The sequence below is a fragment of the Streptomyces sp. NPDC058246 genome, from assembly GCF_042881985.1.
Classification (GTDB): Bacteria; Actinomycetota; Actinomycetes; order Streptomycetales; family Streptomycetaceae; genus Streptomyces.
In genome coordinates this window covers 77,484-98,376 of the sequence record NZ_JBHVWZ010000011.1, presented here as the reverse complement: position 1 = coordinate 98,376, position 20,893 = coordinate 77,484, and the positions used below count along the sequence as shown (strand labels likewise).

The following is a 20,893-nucleotide window of genomic DNA, read 5'->3' as shown; positions in this document are numbered from 1 at the left end:
ACACGTACGACAAAACTGAAAAGAGACAGAAGCGCATGAGTCTGATGAGTCTGGGAGTGCTCGCCTCCTCCCACAAGGAGAACGAGTTCCGGCTGCCGTTGCACCCCGGCCACCTCCACCGGATCGCCCCGGACGTCCGCGAGCGGATCTTCCTCGAAGAGGGCTACGGCGAACGGTTCGGCGTCGGCGACGCCGCACTGCGACCGTTCGTCGCGGGCCTGCGCTCCCGCGCGCAACTCCTCGCGGAGTGCGAGGTCCTGTTGCTGCCGAAGCCGATGCACGAGGACATCGCCGAACTGCGCGAGGGCCAAGTGCTCTGGGGATGGCCGCACTGTGTGCAGGACGAGAAGATGACCCAGATCGCCATCGACCGACGGCTGACGCTCGTCGCCTGGGAGGCCATGAACCACTGGACCTCCACGGGCGCCTTCAGCGTCCATGTGTTCCACAAGAACAACGAACTCGCCGGGTACTGCTCGGTGTTGCACGCCCTGCAGCTCGGCGGGCTCACCGGCAGTTACGGGCGCCGTCTGCGCGCGGTGGTCATCAGCTTCGGCGCCACGGCGCGCGGAGCGGTCACGGGCCTGGGCGCCATGGGGGTCTCCGACGTCACGGTGCTCACCCAACGTGCCGCGGCGGCCGTGGCGTCGCCGATGCCGTCGGTCGTGATGGGCCACTTCGAGGAGGAGGAAGACGATCCGTCGCGCCTGCGGGCCCTCACCGCGGCGGGCCCCGTCCCGTTCGCGGAGTACCTGGCCGGATTCGACATCATCGTCAACTGCATCCGGCAGGACACCGACGCGCCGCTCGTCTTCGTCACCGACGAGGAACTCTCCTTGTTCCGGCCGGGAACCTTCTTCATCGACGTCTCCTGCGACGAGGGCATGGGCTTCGCCTGGGCCCGTCCGACCTCCTTCAGCGACCCGATGCCCACGGTCGGGCCGGGCTGTCACTACTACGCGGTGGACCACAGCCCGTCCCATCTGTGGAACTCGGCCACATGGGAGATCAGCGAGGCACTCCTCCCCTACCTGCGCAAGGTCATGAGTGGCCCGGCGGCGTGGGACGCCGACACCACCGTCAAGAACGCCATCGAGATCCGTGACGGCGTCGTCCAGAACCCGAAGATCCTCTCCTTCCAGCACCGGACAGCCGCCTATCCCCACACCCCCGAGCCGCCGGCGTCCGCCTGACCGAGTCCGGCGCCCCGCCGGGCGCCGGACCGAGCGGCGGCGGCGCCGTCTCGGGGCGGTCCGCGGCGCCGACGCGCGGCGGTCGGCGGCGCGGAAGACGTGGACCGCACCTGGCAGCCGGAGTTGAGGGACGCTATGATCGCCGCGATGACGACTCAATCGAGTGACAGATTGGGGGCCCCGTCCGCGCAAGGTGAGTGCTGATGCTCACTCAGATCGCGAACAGGGATTCCCGCCCTTCCTTCTGGCCGCGCGTGCGCGAGTTCGCCGTGCCGCCCTCCATGATCGAGACCGCGACCGCTCGCCGCCATGTCGGCGACTGGGCTGGGGCATGCGCCGCCGCGGGCATCGATGTCGATCTCAACCTACGTTCTCTGGCACGTACCCATGGCCGGGAACTCGCGGCCCACGTCCGGGCCGACCTCCGCCTTCTGGCACCCGACCTGCTGCGCTGGCACATGCCGAGGATCGCTCCTGACGGACTGCTGCGCCCAGGCCTGACCATCGCTCTGGCACGGTACGAGACCGCGGGGCCCAACGGCGCGTGCCGCCTGCACCTCGTGGTCCGGACTCCACCGGCTTGGGCGGATGCCGGTCAGCGCATCAACCTGACGCTGTGGGACGGATCCCATTCCGGGGCCGGCTTCCCCGGTCCTCCCCATCCCCATCCCCATCCCCACCCCAGCCGTCGGTTCCGCCTCGACCTGCACCGCCACCTGTGGGACGCGCGCAGGACCGACGAGCTGCGGATCCGGTCCGGTGCCGACCGGCTGTCCGCCGCCGCCCGGCCTGCGCCGGACCAAGTCCCAGCCGGCCCAGACCAGTTGGGGACGGTCCGGCAAGGGCGCCCCTGCGCCGTTGACCGATGGGCGGCCGAGGCCGGGATTCTGCTCCACGCCGAGGGGCGGGCCACCGGTACCGTCGTCGTGCGCTTCGGGGCCCGACATCGGCTGCTCCTCGAAGTGACCGCGGACGCGGACGGCGCCGAGCCGCCCCTCTTCCGCATCGCGCCGGCGTCCAGGGAGCACGGCCCCACCGCGCTGCCGGTGCTGCCCGACGCGGCGACCTGGGTGCTCCCCGACCTGGAGCTGCTCCGTACCGGTTCCATCGAGGCCGATCGCCTGCACCCGCTGGTCGCCTCGGCACTCGTACCGGACCACGCGCCGACCGACAGGCCTCGGGTCCCGGACCGGGCAGGACGAACACGCCTCGTGGAGTGTCGGGGAGCCCAGCACCGGATCGGCCTCGTCGACGGGGTGTTGGCCCCGCTCGACCACGACCCGGCCGAGATCCGGCGGGAGGAACTGCTGGTCGCACTGACCGGTGTTCCGCTGCCCTGCCTCCAGGCCATCGACGAGGCGCACCGTCGTCCGGACTGCCTCGACGGCGTCCGCGAACGCCTGGTCCACGGCGACATCGCCGGTGCGCTGGCCGTCGTCGAGGGCCTGCTGGGACCCGACGCCCTGCTGCGCGGCGGCGCGTTGCGGGACGAACTGGAGGCGGCCGCGCAACGGCGGATCAAGTACGGACTGTTCAGGGCAGACATGCTCGATCCCGCGCCTGGCCGCGTCCATGTCCACCCGGATCGCGCCCGTCCCCGTGGCCGCCGCTCACACCCGCGCCACAAGACCTCTCGCTGACCCGGGGACCCTCGTTTCGCACAGGCACCCGCACCCGCACCCGCTCCACGGCCTAGCTGTATTGACCCGCACCACGCCCTGGCTCACTCGGGGACCCTCCGCACGCACCCGCACCACTCCTGGCTGACGCCGGGGACCTCCGTCTCGCACCCGCACCACGCCCTGGCTGAGCCGGGGACCTCCGTCTCGCACCCTTGTTCGCCCCACCACGAACCCACAGGTGATCACACATGCCCACATGCACCCCGTTCGCTGCCACCGACGCCTCTTCCGACCCGGCTGCCGCCTCCCAACTCGACGTCGCCGGCGAGTTGTTGACCCTGCTGCGCGACGCCACCACCGAACCGCGCCCCGACACACAACTGGAGGCCCTGACGCTGGCCGTCGCCGCCGACCTCCCCGTACTCCTGTGGGGTGAACCGGGGATCGGCAAGACCGCCGCCCTGACACAGCTGGCCGCGGCCCTGGACCTCCCGCTGACCACAGTGATCGCCAGTGTCCACGAGCCGTCCGACTTCTCGGGGCTGCCGGTCGTCGGAGACGATCCCGCGGAACACGGCGTCCCGATGGCCCCGCCGGACTGGGCGGTACGACTGGTACGGGCCGGCCGCGGACTGCTGTTCCTCGACGAACTGTCCACCGCGCCACCAGCCGTTCAGGCCGCCCTGCTCCGCCTCGTGCTCGAGCGGCGCATCGGCGCCCTGCGACTGCCGCCCGGTGTACGGATCGTGGCTGCCGCCAATCCGCGTTCCTCGGCGGCTGACGGCTGGGAGCTGAGCCCGCCGCTGGCCAACCGGTTCGTGCATCTTCGGTGGACCCATGACCACGATGTCGTGGTGCGCGGCCTCGGCGGTACCTGGCCCCGCGCAACGCTGCCACGGCTCGACCAGAAGAAGTTGCCGGAGGCCGTGGACTTCGCCCGCCGCGCGGTGTGCGGGCTCCTCACCCGCCGCCCCAAACTCGTCCACCAGCTACCCAGCAACGAAACGCGCCGGGGCGGCCCCTGGCCGTCACCCCGGAGCTGGGAGATGGCCCTGTGCCTGATCGCCTTCGCGACCGCGGCGGGCTCCTCCCGGGAGGTGCTCTCCCTGCTGGTCAGGGGCACCGTGGGGGACGGCCCGGGGCTGGAGCTGCTGGCGTGCCTGGACCGGATGGACCTCCCGGATCCCGAGGTGCTGCTCGCCGACCCGGCGGGCGCCACCCTGCCCGAGCGGGGTGACCTGCGCCAAGCCGTGCTCGAGGGTGTCGTGGACGCGGTGCGCAATCGCCCGGAGAAGACCCGCTGGGACGCGGCATGGGCGCTCCTGGTCACAGCGGTGGAGACCGGAGCCCCGGACCTGGTGGTCGTCCCCGCGACCACACTCGCCACGCTGCGTCAGGAGGACTGGGACGTTCCGGCGTCGATCGAGCAGCTCGCCGGAGTGGTGTCCCTGTCCCGGCGAGCGGACCAGGCGGCGAACCGCGCGGCGGCCCGGGCCGGGCTCACCGCACAGGGCCGCCGATGACCCAGGACGCGCCGGGAACACTGGACCTCGACAAGCTCTTCGCCGCCCGGCTGCACGCCGCCCGGGTGCGGCCCTACTTGGCGACCGCGCTGTTCGCCCTGCACACCGTGGAATCGCGGCGGGTACCGACGATGGCCGTCGACCGGTACTGGCGGTGCTACGTCTCGCCGGCGTTCGTGGACCGGACGCCGGTGGAGGAACTGGCCGGAGTCTGGGTGCACGAGGTGTCCCACCTGCTGCGCGACCACCACGGGCGCAGCGACCGGGTCGCGCGGGAGCGCGGGCTGACCGGCCCGGGAGAACGGCTGCGGATGAACATCGCCGCCGACCTCGAGATCAACGACGACGTGTTCGGTGACGGGTTGCTCCGGCCCGAAGGCGCTGTCCGGCCGGCGTCCTTGCTGCTGTCCGAGGGGGAGCTGATGGAGGACTATCTGCGCCAGTTCCGGCTCGGCCCGCGTACCCAGACCATGATCTGGCTGGACTGCGGCAGCGGCGCCGACGGAATGGAGCGGGAGTGGGAGCTGGGCCCGGACGGCGCGCACGGCCTCAGCGAGCGGGAGCGGGACGCGGTCCGGTTCCGAGTGGCGCAGGGCATCTCCGCCCGTCCGGGGCACGCCCCGCAGGGGTGGCAGCGATGGGCGGAGGAGGCGTTCCATCCGCCGCAGCCCTGGCGGGAGTTGCTGGGTGCCGCGGTCCGCTCGGCGGCCTGTGGCCCCGGTGCGGGCGAGGACTACACCTACGGCCGGCCGTCGCGGCGCTCGGCCGGGGTGCCCGGCGTCGTGCTGCCGAGCCTGCGGCGCAGGCCACCCCGGGTCTCCGTGGTCATCGACACCTCAGGATCGGTCAGCGACACCGAACTGGGCAGCGCGCTCCTCGAAGTCACCGCGATCTCCCGCGCCGTGGGCGGCCGTCGCGACCTCGTCACCGTGGTGCCGTGCGACGCGGCGGCCCCGATCGCGCACCCGCTGTGCCGCGCCGAGGGAATTCCGCTGGTGGGCGGCGGGGGGACAGATCTGCGTACCGGCTTCGCCAAGGCGCTCCGGGCGCGGCCGGGCCCCGATGTCATCGTGGTCCTGACCGACGGGCAAACGCCGTGGCCGGACACGCGGCCACCGTGCCGGACGGTGGTGGGTCTGTTTCCTCGGCGGCACGCGGACGAGTCGTCGGACGAGGACGATCCCGACTACGTGCCGGACTCGCCGCCCGACTGGGCACGCGTGGTGGTCATCGAGTAGGACGGGCCACCGGCTGAACCGGACTCGGACAGGCCTCGCGCCGCGGCGCCGGGAAGGTCACGGCTCCCGGTGCTCGTGCGCCGCCGACTCCAGCGCCGCGGCCTCCGCCTCGGCGAGGCGTGCCTCGGCATCGACGTCGATCGACCTGGTGAGCAGCCAGTAGAGCGCCGCGGCGACGGGCAGCCCGATGAACAAGGAGATGTCCGCGCCACCGAGCGCACGAGCGGCAGGTCCGACATAGAGCGTGCCGACGGAGAAGAACGGCACCATGACGGCGAAGCCGATCACGTACGCGATGATGCCGTGCCAGCCCCAACGGCCGTAGATTCCGTGCGGATTGAAGATCTCGGCGACCGCGTAGTGGCCGCGGCGCACCACGTAGTAGTCCATGAGGTTGACCGCGGTCCACGGGATGAACAGGTAGAGCACCAGCAGCAGGAAGTTGTTGAAGTTCTCCAGGAAGTGGGCGGTGGCGGCCAGCGCACCCAGCACGGAGAGCGCCGCGGTGAGGCCGATCGTCACCAGCCGTACGGCCAGGGTCGGCCGCACTCTCTTGAACGAGTCGATCGCGCTGATCAGGGTGAGGGACCCGCCGTACATGTTCAGCGCGGTCACCGAGATCAGACCCAGCGCGGCGAACAGCAGCACGATCGCGCCGAACCCGCTGAAGACCTTGTCACCCGCGAGGTTGATCGAGCGGACCGTCTCGAAGTCCTGGCCCGCCCATGCGGCGAGCAGCGCCCCGAGCGTCATCAGCCAGATACCGCCGAGTGCCGAGCCGAAGTACGTCCAGTAGAACGTCTTGCGGACGGTCACGTCCGGAGGGAGGTAGCGGGAGTAGTCCGAGACGTAGATGGCCCAGCTGATCTGGTAACCGGCGACCACGCCGAACTGTGCGAGGAACGGCGTCCACTGGAAACCGCCGAGGTCGAAGGAGCCGGCGGGATAGTGCAGGGTGACCAGTACACCCACGGTGAAGATCCCGAAGATGACCAGGAAGGCGTAGGTGAGGACCCGCTCGGCCCGGTGGATGACGTCGTAGCCCACCAGCGCGATGACGAACGCGATGAGCGTGACCACGACGACCCACAGCTTGACGCCGCCGTGGACGGTGGTGTGCAGGGCTTCGCCGGCCAGGATCGTGTTGAAGACGTTGAATCCGGCGTACTGCACATACGCGAACAGCCACACCAGCAGGGCTCCGACATAGCCGAACTGCGGCCGTGACTGAATCATCTGCGGCAGTCCCAGTTGCGGGCCCTGCGCGGAGTGGAAGGCCATGAAGAACGTGCCGAGGATGGTCCCCGTGGCGATCGCGATCAGCGACCAGACGAGGTTGCCGCCCTCGGTGATGCTGATCAGCCCGACCGCGAGGGTGGCGATCTGCGCGTTGGACATGAACCACAGAGGCCCCAGGTGCCACAGCTTTCCGTGCCGCTCGTCCAGGGGGACGTAGTCGATGGAGCGGATTTCCAGACCCGATACTCGTGGCTGTGATGTCGTGGTCACAAGCGCCTCCTTGAGGGGGTTCGCCATGTGCCCAGGGCTACACGGCGGCCAGTGCCGGGAACCCGGCGGACTCGTTCAGCTCGGCCCAGACCGTCTTGCCGTGGCGGGCGTGGCGTGTGCCCCAGCGCTCGGCGAGTTGGGCGACCAGGAGCAGGCCGCGTCCGCCCTCGTCGAGGAGGCGGGCCCGGCGCAAGTGTGGGGTGGTGCCGCTGGCGTCGGAAACCTCGCAGATCAGGGCGCGGTCGTGGATCAGGCGCAACCGGATGGGGGGCCGGCCGTAGCGGATGGCGTTGGTGACCAGCTCGCTGACCACGAGTTCGGTGGTGAAGTCCAGGTCTTCCAGTCCCCAGGTGCTCAGTTGCCGGGAGACACGTGCCCGGGCCTCGGAGACGGCGATGGGGTCGGCGTCCAGGTCCCAGGTGACGACCTGGCGGGCCCCGAGGGCGTGGGTGCGCGCCACGAGCAGGGCGACGTCGTCGTCCGGACGGGCGGGCAGCAGGGCCTTGAGCACGGTGTCGCAGGTGGCCTCCAGAGAGGGAGCCGACTGGGTGAGGGCTTTGCGGAGCAGAGTGAGGCCCGCCTCGACGTCGTGGTCGTGGGCTTCGATCAGGCCGTCGGTGTAGAGCGCGATGAGACTGCCTTCGGGCAGTTCGAACTCCGCCGCTTCGAAAGGCAGACCCCCCAGGCCCAACGGCGGTCCCGGGGGCAGGTCGAGGATGTCGACGGCGCCGTCCGGGGTCATCACGGCGGGCAGTACGTGCCCCGCGCGGGCGAAGGTGCAGCGGCGGGAGACGGGATCGTAGACGGCGTACAGGCATGTGGCGCCGATGTCCCCTTCGGCTTCGGCGTCCGGATCGCTGGAGAGGTCGACGGGGTCGACGGCTTCGACGTCCGGGGCGGCAGGGGCGGCAGGGGCGGCCGTATCCGTGACGGCTGAGGCGCCGCCCGTATCCGTGACGGCCGAGGCACCCGTGTCCGTGATGGTGGAGGAGTACCCGGCGGGATCGCTGGAGGCTTCGGCGGCGAGGCGGATGACGACGTCGTCCAGGTGCGTGAGGAGTTCGTCGGGCGGCAGGTCGATGTCGGCCAGGGTGCGTACGGCGGTCCGCAGTCGGCCCATGGTGGCGGCGGCGTGGATGCCGTGGCCGACCACGTCTCCCACGACGAGGGCGACCCGGGCTCCGGACAGCGGGATGACGTCGTACCAGTCGCCGCCCACGCCGACCTGGGCGCCGGCGGGCAGGTAGCGCCAGGCGACCTCCACGGCGGACTGCTCCGGCAGACGGCGCGGGAGCAGACTGCGCTGCAGGGTGAGGGCGGTGGCGCGTGCGTGCGTGTAGCGGCGGGCGTTGTCGACGGCCACCGCCGCCCTCGCGGCGATCTCCTGGGCGAGAAGCAGATCCTCGTCGTCGAAGAGGTCCGAGCCGCGGTGACGGAAGAACTGCGCGACGCCCAGGGTGGTGCCACGGGCGCGCAGCGGCACCACCAGCGTCGAGTGGATGCGATGGCCGTCGAAGGCGCGGCCGGGGTCGGGATGCGGCGCCGAACCGCTCGGCCGGCCGGTACCGTCGAGGCGGTGCCGGGAGGGCTGCCCGCTGGCCAGGGCGCGAGCCGCGGGCGTCCCGTCCGGATAGGTGTGGAGCTGCTGCGGCGCAATCGTCCATTCCGGGCAGTCGTCCTCGACTGACGGCTGGGCGGGGGCCACTGACTGCTGGGCGCCGCCCACCGACCGCTGGGCGAGCCGGCGCAGCACGAACGGGCCCTCCCCCAGGGCGTCGTGTCCACGGAGCACGGAGTCGAGCAGGTCGACGGTGACGCAGTCGGCGAAGTGTTCGGTGCCGAGGTCCGCCAATTCCTGGGCGGTCCGGGAGATGTCCAAGGTGGCCCCGACGCGCATGCTCGTCTCGTTCACCATCGACAGCCGCCACTGCAGTCGGCGGTCCCGCTCCTCCTGGAACGCCATGACGCCCGCCTCGGCCGTGCGGTCCACGTACCCTGTGGCCGTCGCGATCAGCTCGCGCGCCACCGCGCTGATCTGCTCGACATCGCTCGTCAGCCGGGGCAGCACGTCGAACAGCCGGTCCAGAACGATGGCTTGTGCGAGCCGCTGCGCCCGCAGCATCGCGCTGATGGGCGTCCCGTGCCGGGCCAGCCGGCGTGCGCGTTCCATTTCCGCGGCGGGCGGTTCGATCCGGCTCGGGTCGATACCGCGCTCAAGGCCGAACAGAGCGGCACTGATGTGCTCGGCGATGTTCTCCGATGACATACGGGCGATGTCCGGGTCTTCCCACAGTTCCGGGACTTGGCGCCGCAGGGACCGCTCGACGTCAGCGATCAGCCGGTCCACGCTCGGGCTGAGCTCACGCGCGGCACGGGACACGAGACCGTCAGCAGCGGCGTCCACAAGTACGACGTTACGCCGAACGGGCCGCTACGCACCGTCGGGGCGGACGGCGCGCCGGCGCCCCGCGCGATCGTGCTGATCATCCGGCGCGACCGTGACCGTCCTGCTCATCCGGCCCGACGGCGACCGCCCTGCTCGTTCGGCCCGACGGCAACGGTCCCGCCGTACGACCAACGGCAACCGTCCCGCCGTACGACGCCCACGAGGTCGCCCCATGCCCGCTGCCCGGCCTCGACGAGACAAGGCCGGGCGGCGTTTTGCGGAGTTCCGAGGCCGCAGCCACGAGCCAGGGGCCAGAAGTCTCGGCTGGGCTGGGCTGGGCTCGGCTCGGCTCAGCTGGACTGGGTCAATGAACGGAGTCGGCGTACTCCTCGCCCCGGTCGGCTTCCGCTGCGACCGGCCCATCCTGTCCGTGCTTCCCGGTGCTCCGGCGGCCGGGCAGCACCGCGAGGACGATCAGGGTTCCGCCGGCCATGATGATCCCCCCGACGAGGCTGGTCTGGGCGATGCCGTGGGCGAAGGCCTCCTGCACGGCGTCGGCCAGGGCCTGGGCCTGCTGGGGTCCGGCGGAAGGGGTCTTGGCGATCTGCTCGGCGACCGCGAGACCACCGCCGACCGAGTCCTTGGCCGTCTCCATCGCGGCGGCCGGGAGGTGGCCGCCGACCAGGTCGGTCAGCTTGTCCTTGTAGGCGGTGCCCAGCAGCGAGCCCAGCAGCGCGATGCCGAGGGAGCCGCCGAGTTCCAGAGCGGTGTCGTTGGCCCCGCCGCCGACGCCCAGCTCGGACTCGGGGAAGGAGCTCATGATCGTGTCCGTGGCCGGGGACACGCTCAGGCCGATCGCGAAGCCCAGCATCATCATCGGCGTCAGGAAGTCGGTGTACGTGGAGCCCTTGTCGATCTGCGTGAGCAGGAAGACGCCCGCGGTCCCGATCAGCATGCCGGCCACCACCATCGGCTTCATGCCGAGCCTCGGGGTCAGCTGTCCGGTCACGGCGGCGCCGACGAAGACGGCACCGGCCAGCGGCAGCAGTCGTACGCCGGTCGCCAGCGCGTCGTAGCCGAGGACGAACTGGAGGAACTGGGTGGAGTAGTAGATCGCGCCGAAGGTGCCGAAGAAGAAGAACAGCACGGCCATCATCGAACCGCTGAAGGGGCGCTGGGCGAACTTGCGGACGTCGAGCATGGGGTGCGGGTGGCGCAGTTCCCAGGCCACGAAGGCGAGCAGGCCGACGCCGGCGACGACGGCCGCGGTGACCGGACCGACGCCCCAGCCGAAGTGCGGGCCCTCGATGATCGCGTAGACCAGGCTGCCGACCGAGACGATCGAGAGCAGACCGCCCACGTAGTCGATGCGGCCCATCTTCTCCGCCTTCGACGGCGGGACGAGGGCGAGGGCGCCGATGACGGCGACGACGGCGATGGGGACGTTGATCAGGAAGGTCGAGCCCCAGGAGTGGTCCTCCAGCAGCCAGCCGGCGACCAGTGGACCCACGGCGATGGCGAGGCCCGAGGTGGCGGTCCAGGCCGTGATGGCCCGGGCGCGCTCACGCTGGGGGAACATCGCGACCAGCAGGGACAGGGTGGCCGGCATGACGACGGCGGCGCCGACGCCCATGATCGCGCGGGCGGTGATGACCAGGCCGGTCTGGTCGACCTGGCTGCCCATGACCGAGCCGCCCGCGAAGATCACCAGGCCCGCGACGAGCGCGCCGCGGCGGCTGTACTTGTCGCCTATCGAGCCCAGTACGAGCATCAGCGCGGCGTACGGGACGGTGTAGCCGTCGACGACCCACTGCAGATCACTGCTGCTCAGGCCCAGGTCCTGCGTCATGTCCGGCGCGGCCACGATCAGCGACGTGTTGGCCATGACGACGATCAGCAGGCTCAGGCAGAGCACGAGCAGAGCGAACCAGCGCCGCGGATACGGCCCGGTCATCTTCTCGACGGGTGTGTGGGCAAAGAGCGGCATCGGAAGCTCCTCAGGGCGAAGCGGCAGCTTCGGGGGTTCAGGGATCGGCAGGGGCGGCGTGGGCGCGGCCACGGCACTGAGGGCACTTATTTGCCCACTGATGTGCAGGTTAGTTTATTGCCCATCACTGTGCAAGTACCGGAGGCGTCCACCCACCGTCGACCGGAGGTCCGACATGACCGGCCCGCACGTCACCGGCGGTGGGAGCCGCCGCACACATCGCACACGGGCTCGCATCCTGGAAGCGGCACGGCAGGAACTCGGCCGTGATCCCGACAGCAGCCTCGGTGACATCGCCGAGGCGGCCGGCGTGGTGCGCCGTACGGTTTACGATCACTTCGCCGGCCGCTCGGCACTGGTGGAGGGGCTGGCGGAGGACGCCGCCAAGGCACTGCGACACGCGCTGGCGACGTCCGTGACTCCCTCATCGGGCGCCCTCACAGCCCTGGCGCACTTCGTCCTCACCCTGTGGCCGGTGGGCGACCGCTATCGCATCCTGCTGAGACTCGCGCCCCAGGACCTGGGGGCGGAACGCGTGAACGAAATCCTCGGCCCCGCACGCGACACGGCGGCGTCGATCATCGCCCAGGGCCAGCGGCAGGGCGTGTTCCAGGCCAGCGTTCCGCCCGGCCCGCTCAGCCGGGCGATCGAAGGGCAGCTGCTGGCGCTTCTGGAGTGCGTGAACGCCGGTACCTGGACCGACGACGGCACGCGCAGCGCGACCGCCGCCCTGATCGCCGTAGGGGTGGACCGGGACCTCGCCGCCACACAGATCCGCAGGCTCGGCCCTCCCGAACTCATGAGCAGCTCCCCGAGGCTCCGCGCACGGTCCGCTCCCGCAGCTGGGGACAGTGATCAGCGGTCACTCTCCGGGCCGCCGGCGACCGCATAGCCGTCACGTCGGTGTTCCGGGCGAGCTCCCGCCGGGTGGCGCGGGGCGATTACGTGCGGTGCCGGGCGTCCCCTCCCGGCACCGCGTGGGGTGGTGCCGGATATCCCCTACCGGCACCACCCAGGGCCGCACGCCGCTCAAGCGCGGCCCGCCTCCGGGGACGAGCTAGTTGCCCATCGATGTGCAGGCTATTTTATTACTCATCAATGTGCAAATATTTCGATGGGGGACCCCCTCAGGCCCTGGGCTGTGGCAGCTGACAGCTCCGGCGCCAGGCAGCGCGGGCGCCGAGCAGCGCAGGTGCCAAGCAGCGCAGGTGCCAAGCAACGCAGGTGCCAAGCAGCGCAGGTGCCAAGCAGCGCAGGTGCCGAGCAGCGCAGGTGCCAAGCAGCGCAGGTGCCGAGCAGCGCAGGTGCCAAGCAGCGCAGGTGCCAAGCAGCCTCAAGAACAAGAAGAGAGCAGGAGAACTCATGTACCGCCCTCGACGCGCATACGGCGCCGGTGACGCCACGTCGCAGCCCCACACTTCCCGGAAACACCGGCGACCTGTCGTCATCGCCCTGGCCGCCCTGGGCGCGCTGCTCCTCGTCCCCGTGGTCGTCGACCGCGTCGCGGCGGCACAGGTGGAGTCTCGTACGGCCAAGGCGTTCCAGGAGGGCATGGACACTCCCGAGCGGCCCGACGTCCACGTGCGCGGCTTCCCCGTCCTGACCCAGATGGCCGCCGGCACCCTGCGACACGTGGACATCACCGCACACGACATACCCGCCGACGAGTCCAGCCGTCCGCTGCCGGTGACCGAACTCGACCTCACGCTCGACGACTTGCGAAAGTCCGACGACGACGGCGAGGCGCACGCGGGCTCGGCGGAGGGGACCGCCTTCCTGTCGTACACGGACGTATCCAACGCCCTGGGCCTGGAGGTGTCCCAGGGCACCGGCCCCGGCCAGATCAGCGCCAAGGTCTCGGTGCCTTTCGCCGGCGATTTCACCGTGACGGCGACTGCCTCCGCGGTCTCCGGCAACCGCATCGCCTTCAAGGACTTCCAGGTGGCGGGCGAGGGCGCGCTGCCCGACGCCGGGCGAGCGGTGCTCAACCAGGTGTTCGACAAGCCGATCCAGCTGCAGAACATGCCCGAGGGCCTGCACCTGCGCTCGCTCACCACGCGGGCCGACGGTCTCACCGCCCGCTTCTCGGGCAAGTCGGTCACCTTCCAGCCCGCCGACGCCTCACAGAGCGACTCGCGACAGGAGACCTCGGCGTAGCGCAACGGTCAACGGTCCGTCCGCCAAGTGACGTTGACGCGGACGGCGTCATACCGCAGACCTTCACATAGGCGCGGCGGCCGTTGGTGCGCGGGAGCGGCTTGCCGAGGCCCGAGGACGCGCACCCGCGTCCTCGCGGGGCCAGGCACCTCACCCCAGGAAGCTCAGCCGCACCTGACGGTTGGGATTGTCCCGATTCGTATCCACCAGGCACACGGACTGCCAGGTCCCCAACTCCAGCCTTCCGCCCAGCACCGGAAGCGTCGCGTGAGGGGGGACGACGGCGGGGAGTACGTGGTCGCGACCGTGGCCGGGACTGCCGTGGCGGTGTTGCCACCGGTCGTCCGCGGGGAGCAGGGAGTGCAGGGCGGTGAGGAGGTCGTCGTCACTGCCGGCGCCGGTTTCGATGATCGCCACGCCGGCCGTCGCATGGGGCACAAAAATATTCAGGAGACCGTCACGGCCGGCCGCCGCCTCCCGGAGGAAGGCCTCACAGTCGCGGGTGAGGTCGACGACCCTCTCCGACGAACCGGTGGCGACGTTCAGAACACGCGTGGTGAAGGCATCGGACATGCCCCAATCCTCCCGCATACGTCGACTTCCGCCGCACCGACAGCCACACGCCGCCCGTACGGTGATACGAGGGGTCCACTCCGCGAGACGCCATTGACCGTACGCGCACCAGCTGGCTACTTTCTGCCGCATGTTGCGTTCAGTCATGCTCACCACGCGCGGTCACATCGACCTGCTGCGGGTGGCCTCCGCCGCGTGTCGTCGCGGCCACTGACGCCTTTCACCTCATCTCCTTCGCTTCGCCTGCGCGTCGCCCTTCCCGCACGTCAGGACTCGCGTGATCTCACGCTGAGCTCATGACATCGCGGCGCCACGGCGTACCCGGCGCAACTCGCGCGCCCGTCTCCGCCCGCCCTCCTCCCGTGGAGCACTCATGAGCATCAGTCATGCCCCGCCGGGCTCATCCGGGCCTGATATATCGGATATATCCAGGACCAGTACGCAGGATTCGGCGCCTCCCGAGCTCGAACCCATCGTCCCCGCCTCCACGCGCCGCACCCGGGTCCCCCGCTGGCTGCGTCGCACCTCCGGCCCCGTCCTGCTGCTCATCCTGTGGCAACTTCTCAGCAGTACGGGTGTGTTGAGCTCCGACGTCCTCGCCTCGCCGGGCACCATCGCGCGGGTCGGCAGTGATCTGGTCGCGGACGGGTCGCTGCCCCATGCGATGGGCGTCTCATTGCAGCGCGTCGCGGTCGGGCTGTTGCTCGGGAGTGTCGTGGGAACCGGACTCGCCCTGGTCTCCGGGCTGTTCCGAATCGGCGAGGACCTCGTGGACGCGAGCGTCCAGATGTTGCGGACGGTGCCGTTCGTCGGGCTGATACCGCTGTTCATCATCTGGTTCGGCATCGGCGAGGCTCCGAAGATCGCGATCATCACGCTCGGCGTGTCGTTTCCGCTCTATCTGAATGTGTACGCCGGTATCCGCGGCGTCGATTCCCAACTGATCGAGGCCGGCGAGTCGCTGGGCCTGTCGCGATGGGGGCTCGTACGGCATGTGGTGCTGCCCGGAGCGTTGCCCGGGGCCATGACGGGGCTTCGTTACTCCCTCGGCATCGCCTGGCTGGCCCTCGTCTTCGCCGAGCAGATCAACGCGGACGCCGGGATCGGCTTCCTCATGGTCCAGGCACGGGACTTCCTGCGGACCGACGTGATCGTGGTCTGCCTGATCGTCTACGCCTTCCTCGGTCTGCTCGCCGACTTCATCGTCCGCACCCTCGAAAGGCTCCTGCTGCAATGGCGACCGACGTTCACGGGCCGGTGACCACCGAGAAGGTCGTGACGGCCCCGACCTCAGCCGTACGGGTGGAAGGGCTCACCCGCTCCTTCGACGGCCGCGCCGTCATCGACAACCTCCAACTGGATGTCCGGCCGGGAGAGTTCGTGGCCCTGCTCGGACGCAGCGGCTGCGGCAAGTCCACACTGCTGCGGATCCTCGCGGGGCTGGACCGCGACATCGAGGGCACCGTCCTCGTCCCCCGGCGCAAGGCCGTCGCGTTCCAGGCGCCCCGGCTGATGCCGTGGAAGAAGGTCTGGCGCAACGTCCTGCTCGGTCTGCCCGGCAAGCCCGAACGCGCCGTCGCCGAACAGGCGTTGACCGAGGTCGGCCTCACCCACCGTTCGCACGCCTGGCCCAAGACGCTCTCCGGCGGTGAGGCCCAACGTGCCTCGCTGGCCCGCGCGTTGGTCCGCGAGCCCGATCTGCTGCTGCTCGACGAGCCGTTCGGCGCGCTCGACGCCCTCACCCGTATCAAGGCCCAGAGGCTCGTCGGCGAGCTCTGGCAACGACGGGGCTGCGCCGTCCTGTTGGTGACGCACGACGTCGAAGAAGCGGTGCTCCTCGCCGACCGTGTTCTGGTGATGGACGACGGTGCCATCGCGTACGAGACGAAGGTCGAGCTGGGTCGCCCGCGCGACATCACCGACCCCCGGTTCGCCGTGCTGCGCGCCGGACTGCTGGAACGGCTCGGCGTCGACACCGCCGCCGAAGCCGCGTGAAGCCTGACATCTCGAGCCTGACATCTCGAGCCGGAAGTCCGAGACCAGAAGTCTGAGGCCGGAACTCTGAGGCCGAAGGACTGAGACCTGAAGCGGTGACCTGAGCCCTGAAGACCGAGACCTGAAGCCCGAGACCTGAAGACCGCGGACCGCGGACCGCGGACCGCGCACCGCGCACCGCGGACCGCAGACCGCAGACCGCAGACCGCAGACCGCAGACCGCACGTCCCCTCCCCAACCCTCAGCTCGACCCGAACGAACGGAACCACCATGCGACGACGCCTCGCCCCCGCCGCCCTGCTCCTCCCGCTGGCCATGCTGCTCGCCGCCTGCGGCGGGAACTCGGCGGCCGACACCTCGACGGGCACCGACGGCAAGGGGTCCCTCACGCTCAACGTCGGTGACCAGAAGGGTGGTTCCGAAGCGGTGCTGCGTGCCGCCGGAGAGCTCAAGAACCTCGACTACAAGATCAAGTGGTCGACGTTCACGTCCGGACCACCGCTTCTGGAGGCTGTCAACGCCAAGGCCGTCGACATCGGCGGCGTCGGCAACACTCCGCCCGTCTTCGCAGCCGGCGCCAACTCCAAGATCTCCGTCGTCGCCGCCTGGCACGGCACGTCCAAGGGCGAGGCCATCCTCGTACCGAAGAACTCGTCGTTGCAGAAGCCCGAGGAGCTGAAGGGCAAGTCCATCGCTGTGGCGCAGGGTTCGTCCGCGCACTACCAGCTGATCGCCTCGCTCAAGGAGGCCGGGCTCACGCCGAGCGACGTCAAGGTCAAGTACCTCCAGCCCGCCGACGCGCTGGCCGCGTTCACCAGCGGCAAGGTCGACGCATGGGCGGTGTGGGACCCGTACACCTCGCAGGTGTTGCAGTCCAAGCAGGGACGGATCCTGGCCGACGGCGACGGCGTGGTCAACGGGCTCAGCTTCCAGGTGGCGGCGCCGAGCGCACTCCAGGACAAGAAGAAGGCCGCGGCCGTCAAGGACTATCTGGAGCGGCTGCGACGCGCCCAGGACTGGGTCTACGACCACCCGGAGGCCTGGGCCAAGGTGTGGGCGAAGGACACCGGACTGCCGTACGAGGTGGCGCTGGCGTCGGTGAAGCGGACGAACGCCAGTCGTATCGCGGTCGCGGTCGACAAGCCGCTCATCGCCTCCGAGCAGGCGATCGCGGACACCTTCACCGGACTGAAGCTCATCCCCCGCAAAGTCGACTTCGCCGACTTCGTCGACAACCGGTTCAACGGCAGCCTGCCGGCGTCCACGACCGCGCCCCGCGTCTTCAAGGAATCCTCATGACCGTCCATCTCCACTGGTTCCTGCCGACCGGCGGCGACGGCCGCACCCTCGTGGACCGGCACGCGTACGCGGCCAACCCCGTCGATCGCGCCCGGCCGGTCAGCGGGGTGCGCGCCCCCGACATCGAATATCTGGCCCAAATCGCCAAAGCCGCAGAGCAGTTGGGCTTCGAGGCGGTGCTCACTCCGACCGGCACCTGGTGCGAGGACGCCTGGCTGACGACGGTGGCGCTGGCCCAGCACACCGAGCGGCTGAAGTTCCTGGTGGCGTTCCGGCCGGGCGTCATCTCGCCGACGCTCGCGGCGCAGATGGCGGCGACGTACCAGCGGATCACCCGGGGGCGACTGCTGCTGAACGTCGTCACCGGTGGCGACTCGGCGGAACAGCGGCGCTTCGGCGACCATCTCGGCCACGACCAGCGGTACGCCCGAACGGACGAGTTCCTGTCGGTCGTCCGAGGGGTGTGGAGCGGACAGCCGTACGACTTCGACGGCGTCCACTACCAGGTCGAGGGCGGGTTGACGGCACTGCCGCCGGATCCGCTGCCGGAGATCTTCTTCGGGGGCTCCTCGGCCGCGGCGGGGCCGGTCGCGGCCCGGCAGGCGGACGTCTATCTGACGTGGGGCGAGCCTCCGGCGCAGGTCAAGGAGAAGATCGACTGGATTCGCGGGCTCGCCGAGCGCGAGGGGCGGACGGTTCGCTTCGGCATCCGGCTGCACACCATCTCGCGCGACTCGTCGGCCGAGGCCTGGTCGACCGCGAACCGGCTGCTCGACGACCTCGACGCCGACACGATCGCGGCCGCGCAGTCGGCGCTCGGGCGCAGCGAGTCGGTGGGCCAGCAGCGCATGCTGGCGCTGCACGGCGGGTCTCGCGACGCGCTGGAGATCTCACCGAACCTGTGGGCGGGCGTGGGTCTCGTACGAGGGGGCGCGGGCACCGCACTCGTGGGCAGCCACGCGGAGGTGGCCGACCGGATCGAGGAGTATCACGCGCTGGGCATCGAGCACTTCGTGCTCTCCGGGTATCCGCACCTGGAGGAGGCGTACTGGTTCGGGGAGGGCGTGATCCCGGACCTGGCGGCGCGGGGGCTGCTGCCGCGTGCGCGGGCGGGAGGTGGCACGCCCCTCCTCGTCGCGAGCGGCCGCTGACACAGGCGAGGCCGCGAGCGGCCGCCGACGCGGGGGCGCAGGGTGCCCCCACGGCCAGTCGGATGGCTCACGGCCCGTCGGGGGCTCACGTCACCTCGAGGGCTCACGTCACCTCGGGTGACTCACGTCACGTCGCGTGGCGCACCGGCACGGACATCCGCGGGAAGATCCCGGACCCCGGTCCGGTTAGCAGATGCGTGAACAGCGCCGGGGTACGCACGCGTGAGGTCGACGTCGTGGTGACAGGCGCTGGACAGGCCGGCCTGTCCAGCGCCTATCACCTGCGGCGCACCGGATTCGAGCCGGAGCGGGACTTCGTGGTCCTGGACCACGCGCCGCGTCCCGGCGGCGCCTGGCAGTTCCGCTGGCCGTCGCTGACGTACGGCAAGGTGCACGGGATGCACTCCCTGCCCGGCATGGAACTCACGGACGCGGACCCGGCGCGTCCGTCCTCCGAGGTCATCACCGAGTACTTCGACGCGTACGAGCGGACCTTCGACCTGCGGGTACGGCGGCCGGTCGACGTGCGTGCCGTGCGTGAGGGCTCCCAGGGGCGGCTGCTCGTGGAGACCTCGGACGGGAACTGGTCGACGCGCGCCCTGATCAATGCCACGGGTACCTGGGACCGTCCCTTCTGGCCGCGCTGTCCGGGTCAGGAGACCTTCCGCGGGCGGCAGTTGCACACGGCGCAGTACCCCGGTCCCGAGCAGTTCGCCGGACAGCGCGTGGTCGTCGTGGGCGGCGGCGCGTCCGGCACTCAGCATCTGATGGAGATCGCTCCGTTCGCGGCGGAGACGACCTGGGTGACGCGACGTCCGCCGGTCTTCCGCGAGGGGCCCTTCGACGAGGAATTCGGCCGGGCCGCCGTCGCGCTCGTCGAGGAACGAGTCCGCCGGGGGCTGCCGCCGAAGAGTGTCGTCTCGGTGACCGGGCTGCCGCTCAACGACGCGATCCGGCAGGCCCTGGCCGACGGTGTGCTGGACCGGCGGCCGATGTTCGACCGGATCACTCCCGACGGCGTCGAGTGGGCCGACGGGCGTCGCGTGGACGCCGACGTCATCCTGTGGGCGACCGGCTTCCGGGCCGCCATCGACCATCTTGCGCCGCTGCGGCTGCGCGAGCCGGGCGGCGGCATCCGTGTCGAGGGGACGCGCGCGGTCGCCGATCCGCGGATCCATCTGGTCGGGTACGGGCCCTCGGCCAGCACCATCGGCGCCAACCGGGCCGGACGCGCGGCGGTACGGGACATCAGGCGGCTGCTGGCCGGGGTTCCGGTCACGGTCTGATGCCCCGTACGACGGCTCAGCGGGTGGGGACGACCGTGGGGGTGCCGGCGGGAGAGCCGGTGGCGGTGATCGTCGGAGGGACCGTGGAGGAACCAGTGGCGGCAGCGGTGGGGGACGCGCTGCTGCGGTTCCGGTTGAACTCGGTGACGTTCCTCAGGTGTTCCTCGTAGCTGGCCGTGAAGCGGGTGTCACCCGGCTTGACCGTCACGAAGTACAGCCAGTCGCCCGGCGCCGGGTTGATCGCGGCGCGCATGGCCTCCTCGCCGGGGTTGGCGATCGGCGTCGGCGGCAGGCCCATGCGCTGGTAGGAGTTGTAGGGGCTGTTGAGCTCCGTGTCGCTCTGGCTGGTGTTCAGCGTGGAGCGGTTCAGCACGTAGTTGATGGTGGAGTCCATCTGCAGCGGCATGCCCCGCTCCAGGCGGTTGAAGATGACCCTGGCCACCTTGCTCATGTCCGCCTTGGTCGCCGCCTCGGCCTGGATGATGCTGGCGATGGTGACCGCCTGATAGACGTTCATCGCGTTGTGCTGCGCCCCCGCCGCGACCGGCGCTCCGTTGAACTTCTGGTTCGCGGTGTTGACCATGAACGTCAGCAGCGACTCCGGGGTCGCCTTGTCGGCGATCGGATACGTCGCCGGGAAGAGGTAACCCTCGGGGTTGCCCTCCGCGTCGTTCGGCAGCTTCAGGTTGGCCTTCCCGAGGGACTTCTTGGTGGTGCCCAGGGGTACCCGGAGAGCCTTGTCGATGGCCTCGTAGACCTGCCCGGAGCGCCAGCCCTCCGGGATGACGAGGGACCTCGGCCGCGCGTCCTCGCCGCCTCCCATGGTCAGCAGCGGCACCGCCACAGCGGCGGCCGCCACGACGGCTCCGGTCGCGATGAGGGCGCCCCGGCCCCGGCGCGTCAGTCGAATCGTGCTCCGTGGCGGAGTGTTCATCTGCATGCGGGCACGGTAACCCGTCAATGCCTATAAACCC

The 20,893-nt window shown here is 70.5% G+C and carries 17 protein-coding genes; 12 read left to right on the top strand and 5 right to left on the bottom strand.

Annotated features, from left to right (window positions below; genetic code table 11):
* Positions 1-35: 35 nt before the first annotated feature.
* The 4 genes from ACFVXA_RS18515 to ACFVXA_RS18500 all read left to right on the top strand — a co-directional run bounded on the left by ACFVXA_RS18515 (position 36) and on the right by ACFVXA_RS18500 (position 5,576).
* Positions 36-1,193, top strand: coding sequence for a N(5)-(carboxyethyl)ornithine synthase (locus tag ACFVXA_RS18515; RefSeq protein ID WP_362015300.1), 1,158 nt, complete (start codon positions 36-38; stop codon positions 1,191-1,193).
* A 203-nt stretch (positions 1,194-1,396) separates the two neighbouring features.
* The gene (locus tag ACFVXA_RS18510; RefSeq protein ID WP_390025629.1) at positions 1,397-2,833 is read left to right on the top strand and encodes a hypothetical protein; all 1,437 of its coding nucleotides are present in this window, start codon (positions 1,397-1,399) and stop codon (positions 2,831-2,833) included.
* A gap of 230 nt (positions 2,834-3,063) precedes the next feature.
* Positions 3,064-4,338, top strand: coding sequence for an AAA family ATPase (locus ACFVXA_RS18505; RefSeq protein WP_383904845.1), 1,275 nt, complete (start codon positions 3,064-3,066; stop codon positions 4,336-4,338).
* Entirely contained in the window at positions 4,335-5,576 is a 1,242-nt protein-coding gene (locus ACFVXA_RS18500) for a VWA-like domain-containing protein (RefSeq protein WP_389753266.1), read from the top strand. The genes ACFVXA_RS18505 and ACFVXA_RS18500 overlap by 4 nt, the downstream gene beginning before the upstream one ends.
* Before the next feature lie 57 nt (positions 5,577-5,633).
* Here the strand turns inward: ACFVXA_RS18500 and ACFVXA_RS18495 are convergent, their stop codons facing one another.
* The 3 genes from ACFVXA_RS18495 to ACFVXA_RS18485 form a co-directional block, all read right to left on the bottom strand.
* Complete coding sequence (locus tag ACFVXA_RS18495) at positions 5,634-7,085, bottom strand: cytosine permease (protein WP_362015289.1); 1,452 nt, start codon at positions 7,083-7,085, stop codon at positions 5,634-5,636.
* A gap of 37 nt (positions 7,086-7,122) precedes the next feature.
* Positions 7,123-9,489, bottom strand: a complete 2,367-nt coding sequence (locus tag ACFVXA_RS18490; protein WP_390025627.1) for a SpoIIE family protein phosphatase — start codon at positions 9,487-9,489, stop codon at positions 7,123-7,125.
* Between the two features lie 346 nt (positions 9,490-9,835).
* Positions 9,836-11,458 carry an MFS transporter gene (locus ACFVXA_RS18485; protein WP_390025625.1) on the bottom strand — a complete coding sequence of 541 codons (1,623 nt, stop codon included), beginning with the start codon at positions 11,456-11,458 and terminating at the stop codon, positions 9,836-9,838.
* Positions 11,459-11,633: 175 nt separating this feature from the next.
* On the opposite strand from ACFVXA_RS18485, the gene ACFVXA_RS18480 reads away from it, so the two are divergent.
* Both ACFVXA_RS18480 and ACFVXA_RS18475 read left to right on the top strand, forming a co-directional pair.
* Positions 11,634-12,350, top strand: a complete 717-nt coding sequence (locus tag ACFVXA_RS18480) for a TetR/AcrR family transcriptional regulator (protein WP_383744842.1) — start codon at positions 11,634-11,636, stop codon at positions 12,348-12,350.
* A gap of 470 nt (positions 12,351-12,820) precedes the next feature.
* Positions 12,821-13,615 carry a DUF2993 domain-containing protein gene (locus ACFVXA_RS18475; RefSeq protein ID WP_362015277.1) on the top strand — a complete coding sequence of 265 codons (795 nt, stop codon included), beginning with the start codon at positions 12,821-12,823 and terminating at the stop codon, positions 13,613-13,615.
* Positions 13,616-13,765: 150 nt separating this feature from the next.
* On the opposite strand, the gene ACFVXA_RS18470 is transcribed toward ACFVXA_RS18475, so the two are convergent.
* Positions 13,766-14,188 carry a secondary thiamine-phosphate synthase enzyme YjbQ gene (locus tag ACFVXA_RS18470; protein ID WP_362015274.1) on the bottom strand — a complete coding sequence of 141 codons (423 nt, stop codon included), beginning with the start codon at positions 14,186-14,188 and terminating at the stop codon, positions 13,766-13,768.
* A gap of 130 nt (positions 14,189-14,318) precedes the next feature.
* Between ACFVXA_RS18470 and ACFVXA_RS18465 the strand changes: the two genes are divergently transcribed.
* The 6 genes from ACFVXA_RS18465 to ACFVXA_RS18440 all read left to right on the top strand — a co-directional run bounded on the left by ACFVXA_RS18465 (position 14,319) and on the right by ACFVXA_RS18440 (position 19,919).
* Entirely contained in the window at positions 14,319-14,402 is an 84-nt protein-coding gene (locus ACFVXA_RS18465) for a putative leader peptide (protein WP_353963658.1), read from the top strand.
* A gap of 159 nt (positions 14,403-14,561) precedes the next feature.
* A complete protein-coding gene (locus ACFVXA_RS18460; RefSeq protein ID WP_362015271.1) occupies positions 14,562-15,449 on the top strand; it encodes an ABC transporter permease in 888 nt (295 codons plus the stop codon).
* A complete protein-coding gene (locus ACFVXA_RS18455) occupies positions 15,422-16,183 on the top strand; it encodes an ABC transporter ATP-binding protein (RefSeq protein WP_384023686.1) in 762 nt (253 codons plus the stop codon). The genes ACFVXA_RS18460 and ACFVXA_RS18455 overlap by 28 nt, the downstream gene beginning before the upstream one ends.
* A 270-nt stretch (positions 16,184-16,453) precedes the next feature.
* Positions 16,454-17,482: an ABC transporter substrate-binding protein gene (locus tag ACFVXA_RS18450; protein WP_362015265.1), complete on the top strand. Its 1,029-nt coding sequence runs from the start codon at positions 16,454-16,456 to the stop codon at positions 17,480-17,482.
* Positions 17,479-18,633: an LLM class flavin-dependent oxidoreductase gene (locus tag ACFVXA_RS18445; protein ID WP_390025623.1), complete on the top strand. Its 1,155-nt coding sequence runs from the start codon at positions 17,479-17,481 to the stop codon at positions 18,631-18,633. The genes ACFVXA_RS18450 and ACFVXA_RS18445 overlap by 4 nt, the downstream gene beginning before the upstream one ends.
* Before the next feature lie 197 nt (positions 18,634-18,830).
* Entirely contained in the window at positions 18,831-19,919 is a 1,089-nt protein-coding gene (locus ACFVXA_RS18440; RefSeq protein ID WP_362015259.1) for an NAD(P)-binding domain-containing protein, read from the top strand.
* Positions 19,920-19,935: 16 nt separating this feature from the next.
* On the opposite strand, the gene mltG is transcribed toward ACFVXA_RS18440, so the two are convergent.
* A complete protein-coding gene (mltG, locus tag ACFVXA_RS18435; protein WP_362015256.1) occupies positions 19,936-20,859 on the bottom strand; it encodes an endolytic transglycosylase MltG in 924 nt (307 codons plus the stop codon).
* Positions 20,860-20,893: the final 34 nt, after the last annotated feature.

Coding starts and splice junctions, on each gene's coding strand:
- ACFVXA_RS18480 (WP_383744842.1), top strand. CDS start 11,634: ATGACCGGCCCGCACGTCACCGGCGGTGGGAGCCGCCGCACACATCGC.
- ACFVXA_RS18510 (WP_390025629.1), top strand. CDS start 1,397: ATGCTCACTCAGATCGCGAACAGGGATTCCCGCCCTTCCTTCTGGCCG.
- ACFVXA_RS18505 (WP_383904845.1), top strand. CDS start 3,064: ATGCCCACATGCACCCCGTTCGCTGCCACCGACGCCTCTTCCGACCCG.
- ACFVXA_RS18460 (WP_362015271.1), top strand. CDS start 14,562: ATGAGCATCAGTCATGCCCCGCCGGGCTCATCCGGGCCTGATATATCG.
- ACFVXA_RS18470 (WP_362015274.1), bottom strand. CDS start 14,188: ATGTCCGATGCCTTCACCACGCGTGTTCTGAACGTCGCCACCGGTTCG.
- ACFVXA_RS18465 (WP_353963658.1), top strand. CDS start 14,319: ATGTTGCGTTCAGTCATGCTCACCACGCGCGGTCACATCGACCTGCTG.
- ACFVXA_RS18475 (WP_362015277.1), top strand. CDS start 12,821: ATGTACCGCCCTCGACGCGCATACGGCGCCGGTGACGCCACGTCGCAG.
- ACFVXA_RS18455 (WP_384023686.1), top strand. CDS start 15,422: ATGGCGACCGACGTTCACGGGCCGGTGACCACCGAGAAGGTCGTGACG.
- ACFVXA_RS18515 (WP_362015300.1), top strand. CDS start 36: ATGAGTCTGATGAGTCTGGGAGTGCTCGCCTCCTCCCACAAGGAGAAC.
- ACFVXA_RS18500 (WP_389753266.1), top strand. CDS start 4,335: ATGACCCAGGACGCGCCGGGAACACTGGACCTCGACAAGCTCTTCGCC.
- ACFVXA_RS18450 (WP_362015265.1), top strand. CDS start 16,454: ATGCGACGACGCCTCGCCCCCGCCGCCCTGCTCCTCCCGCTGGCCATG.
- ACFVXA_RS18445 (WP_390025623.1), top strand. CDS start 17,479: ATGACCGTCCATCTCCACTGGTTCCTGCCGACCGGCGGCGACGGCCGC.
- ACFVXA_RS18485 (WP_390025625.1), bottom strand. CDS start 11,458: ATGCCGCTCTTTGCCCACACACCCGTCGAGAAGATGACCGGGCCGTAT.
- mltG (WP_362015256.1), bottom strand. CDS start 20,859: ATGCAGATGAACACTCCGCCACGGAGCACGATTCGACTGACGCGCCGG.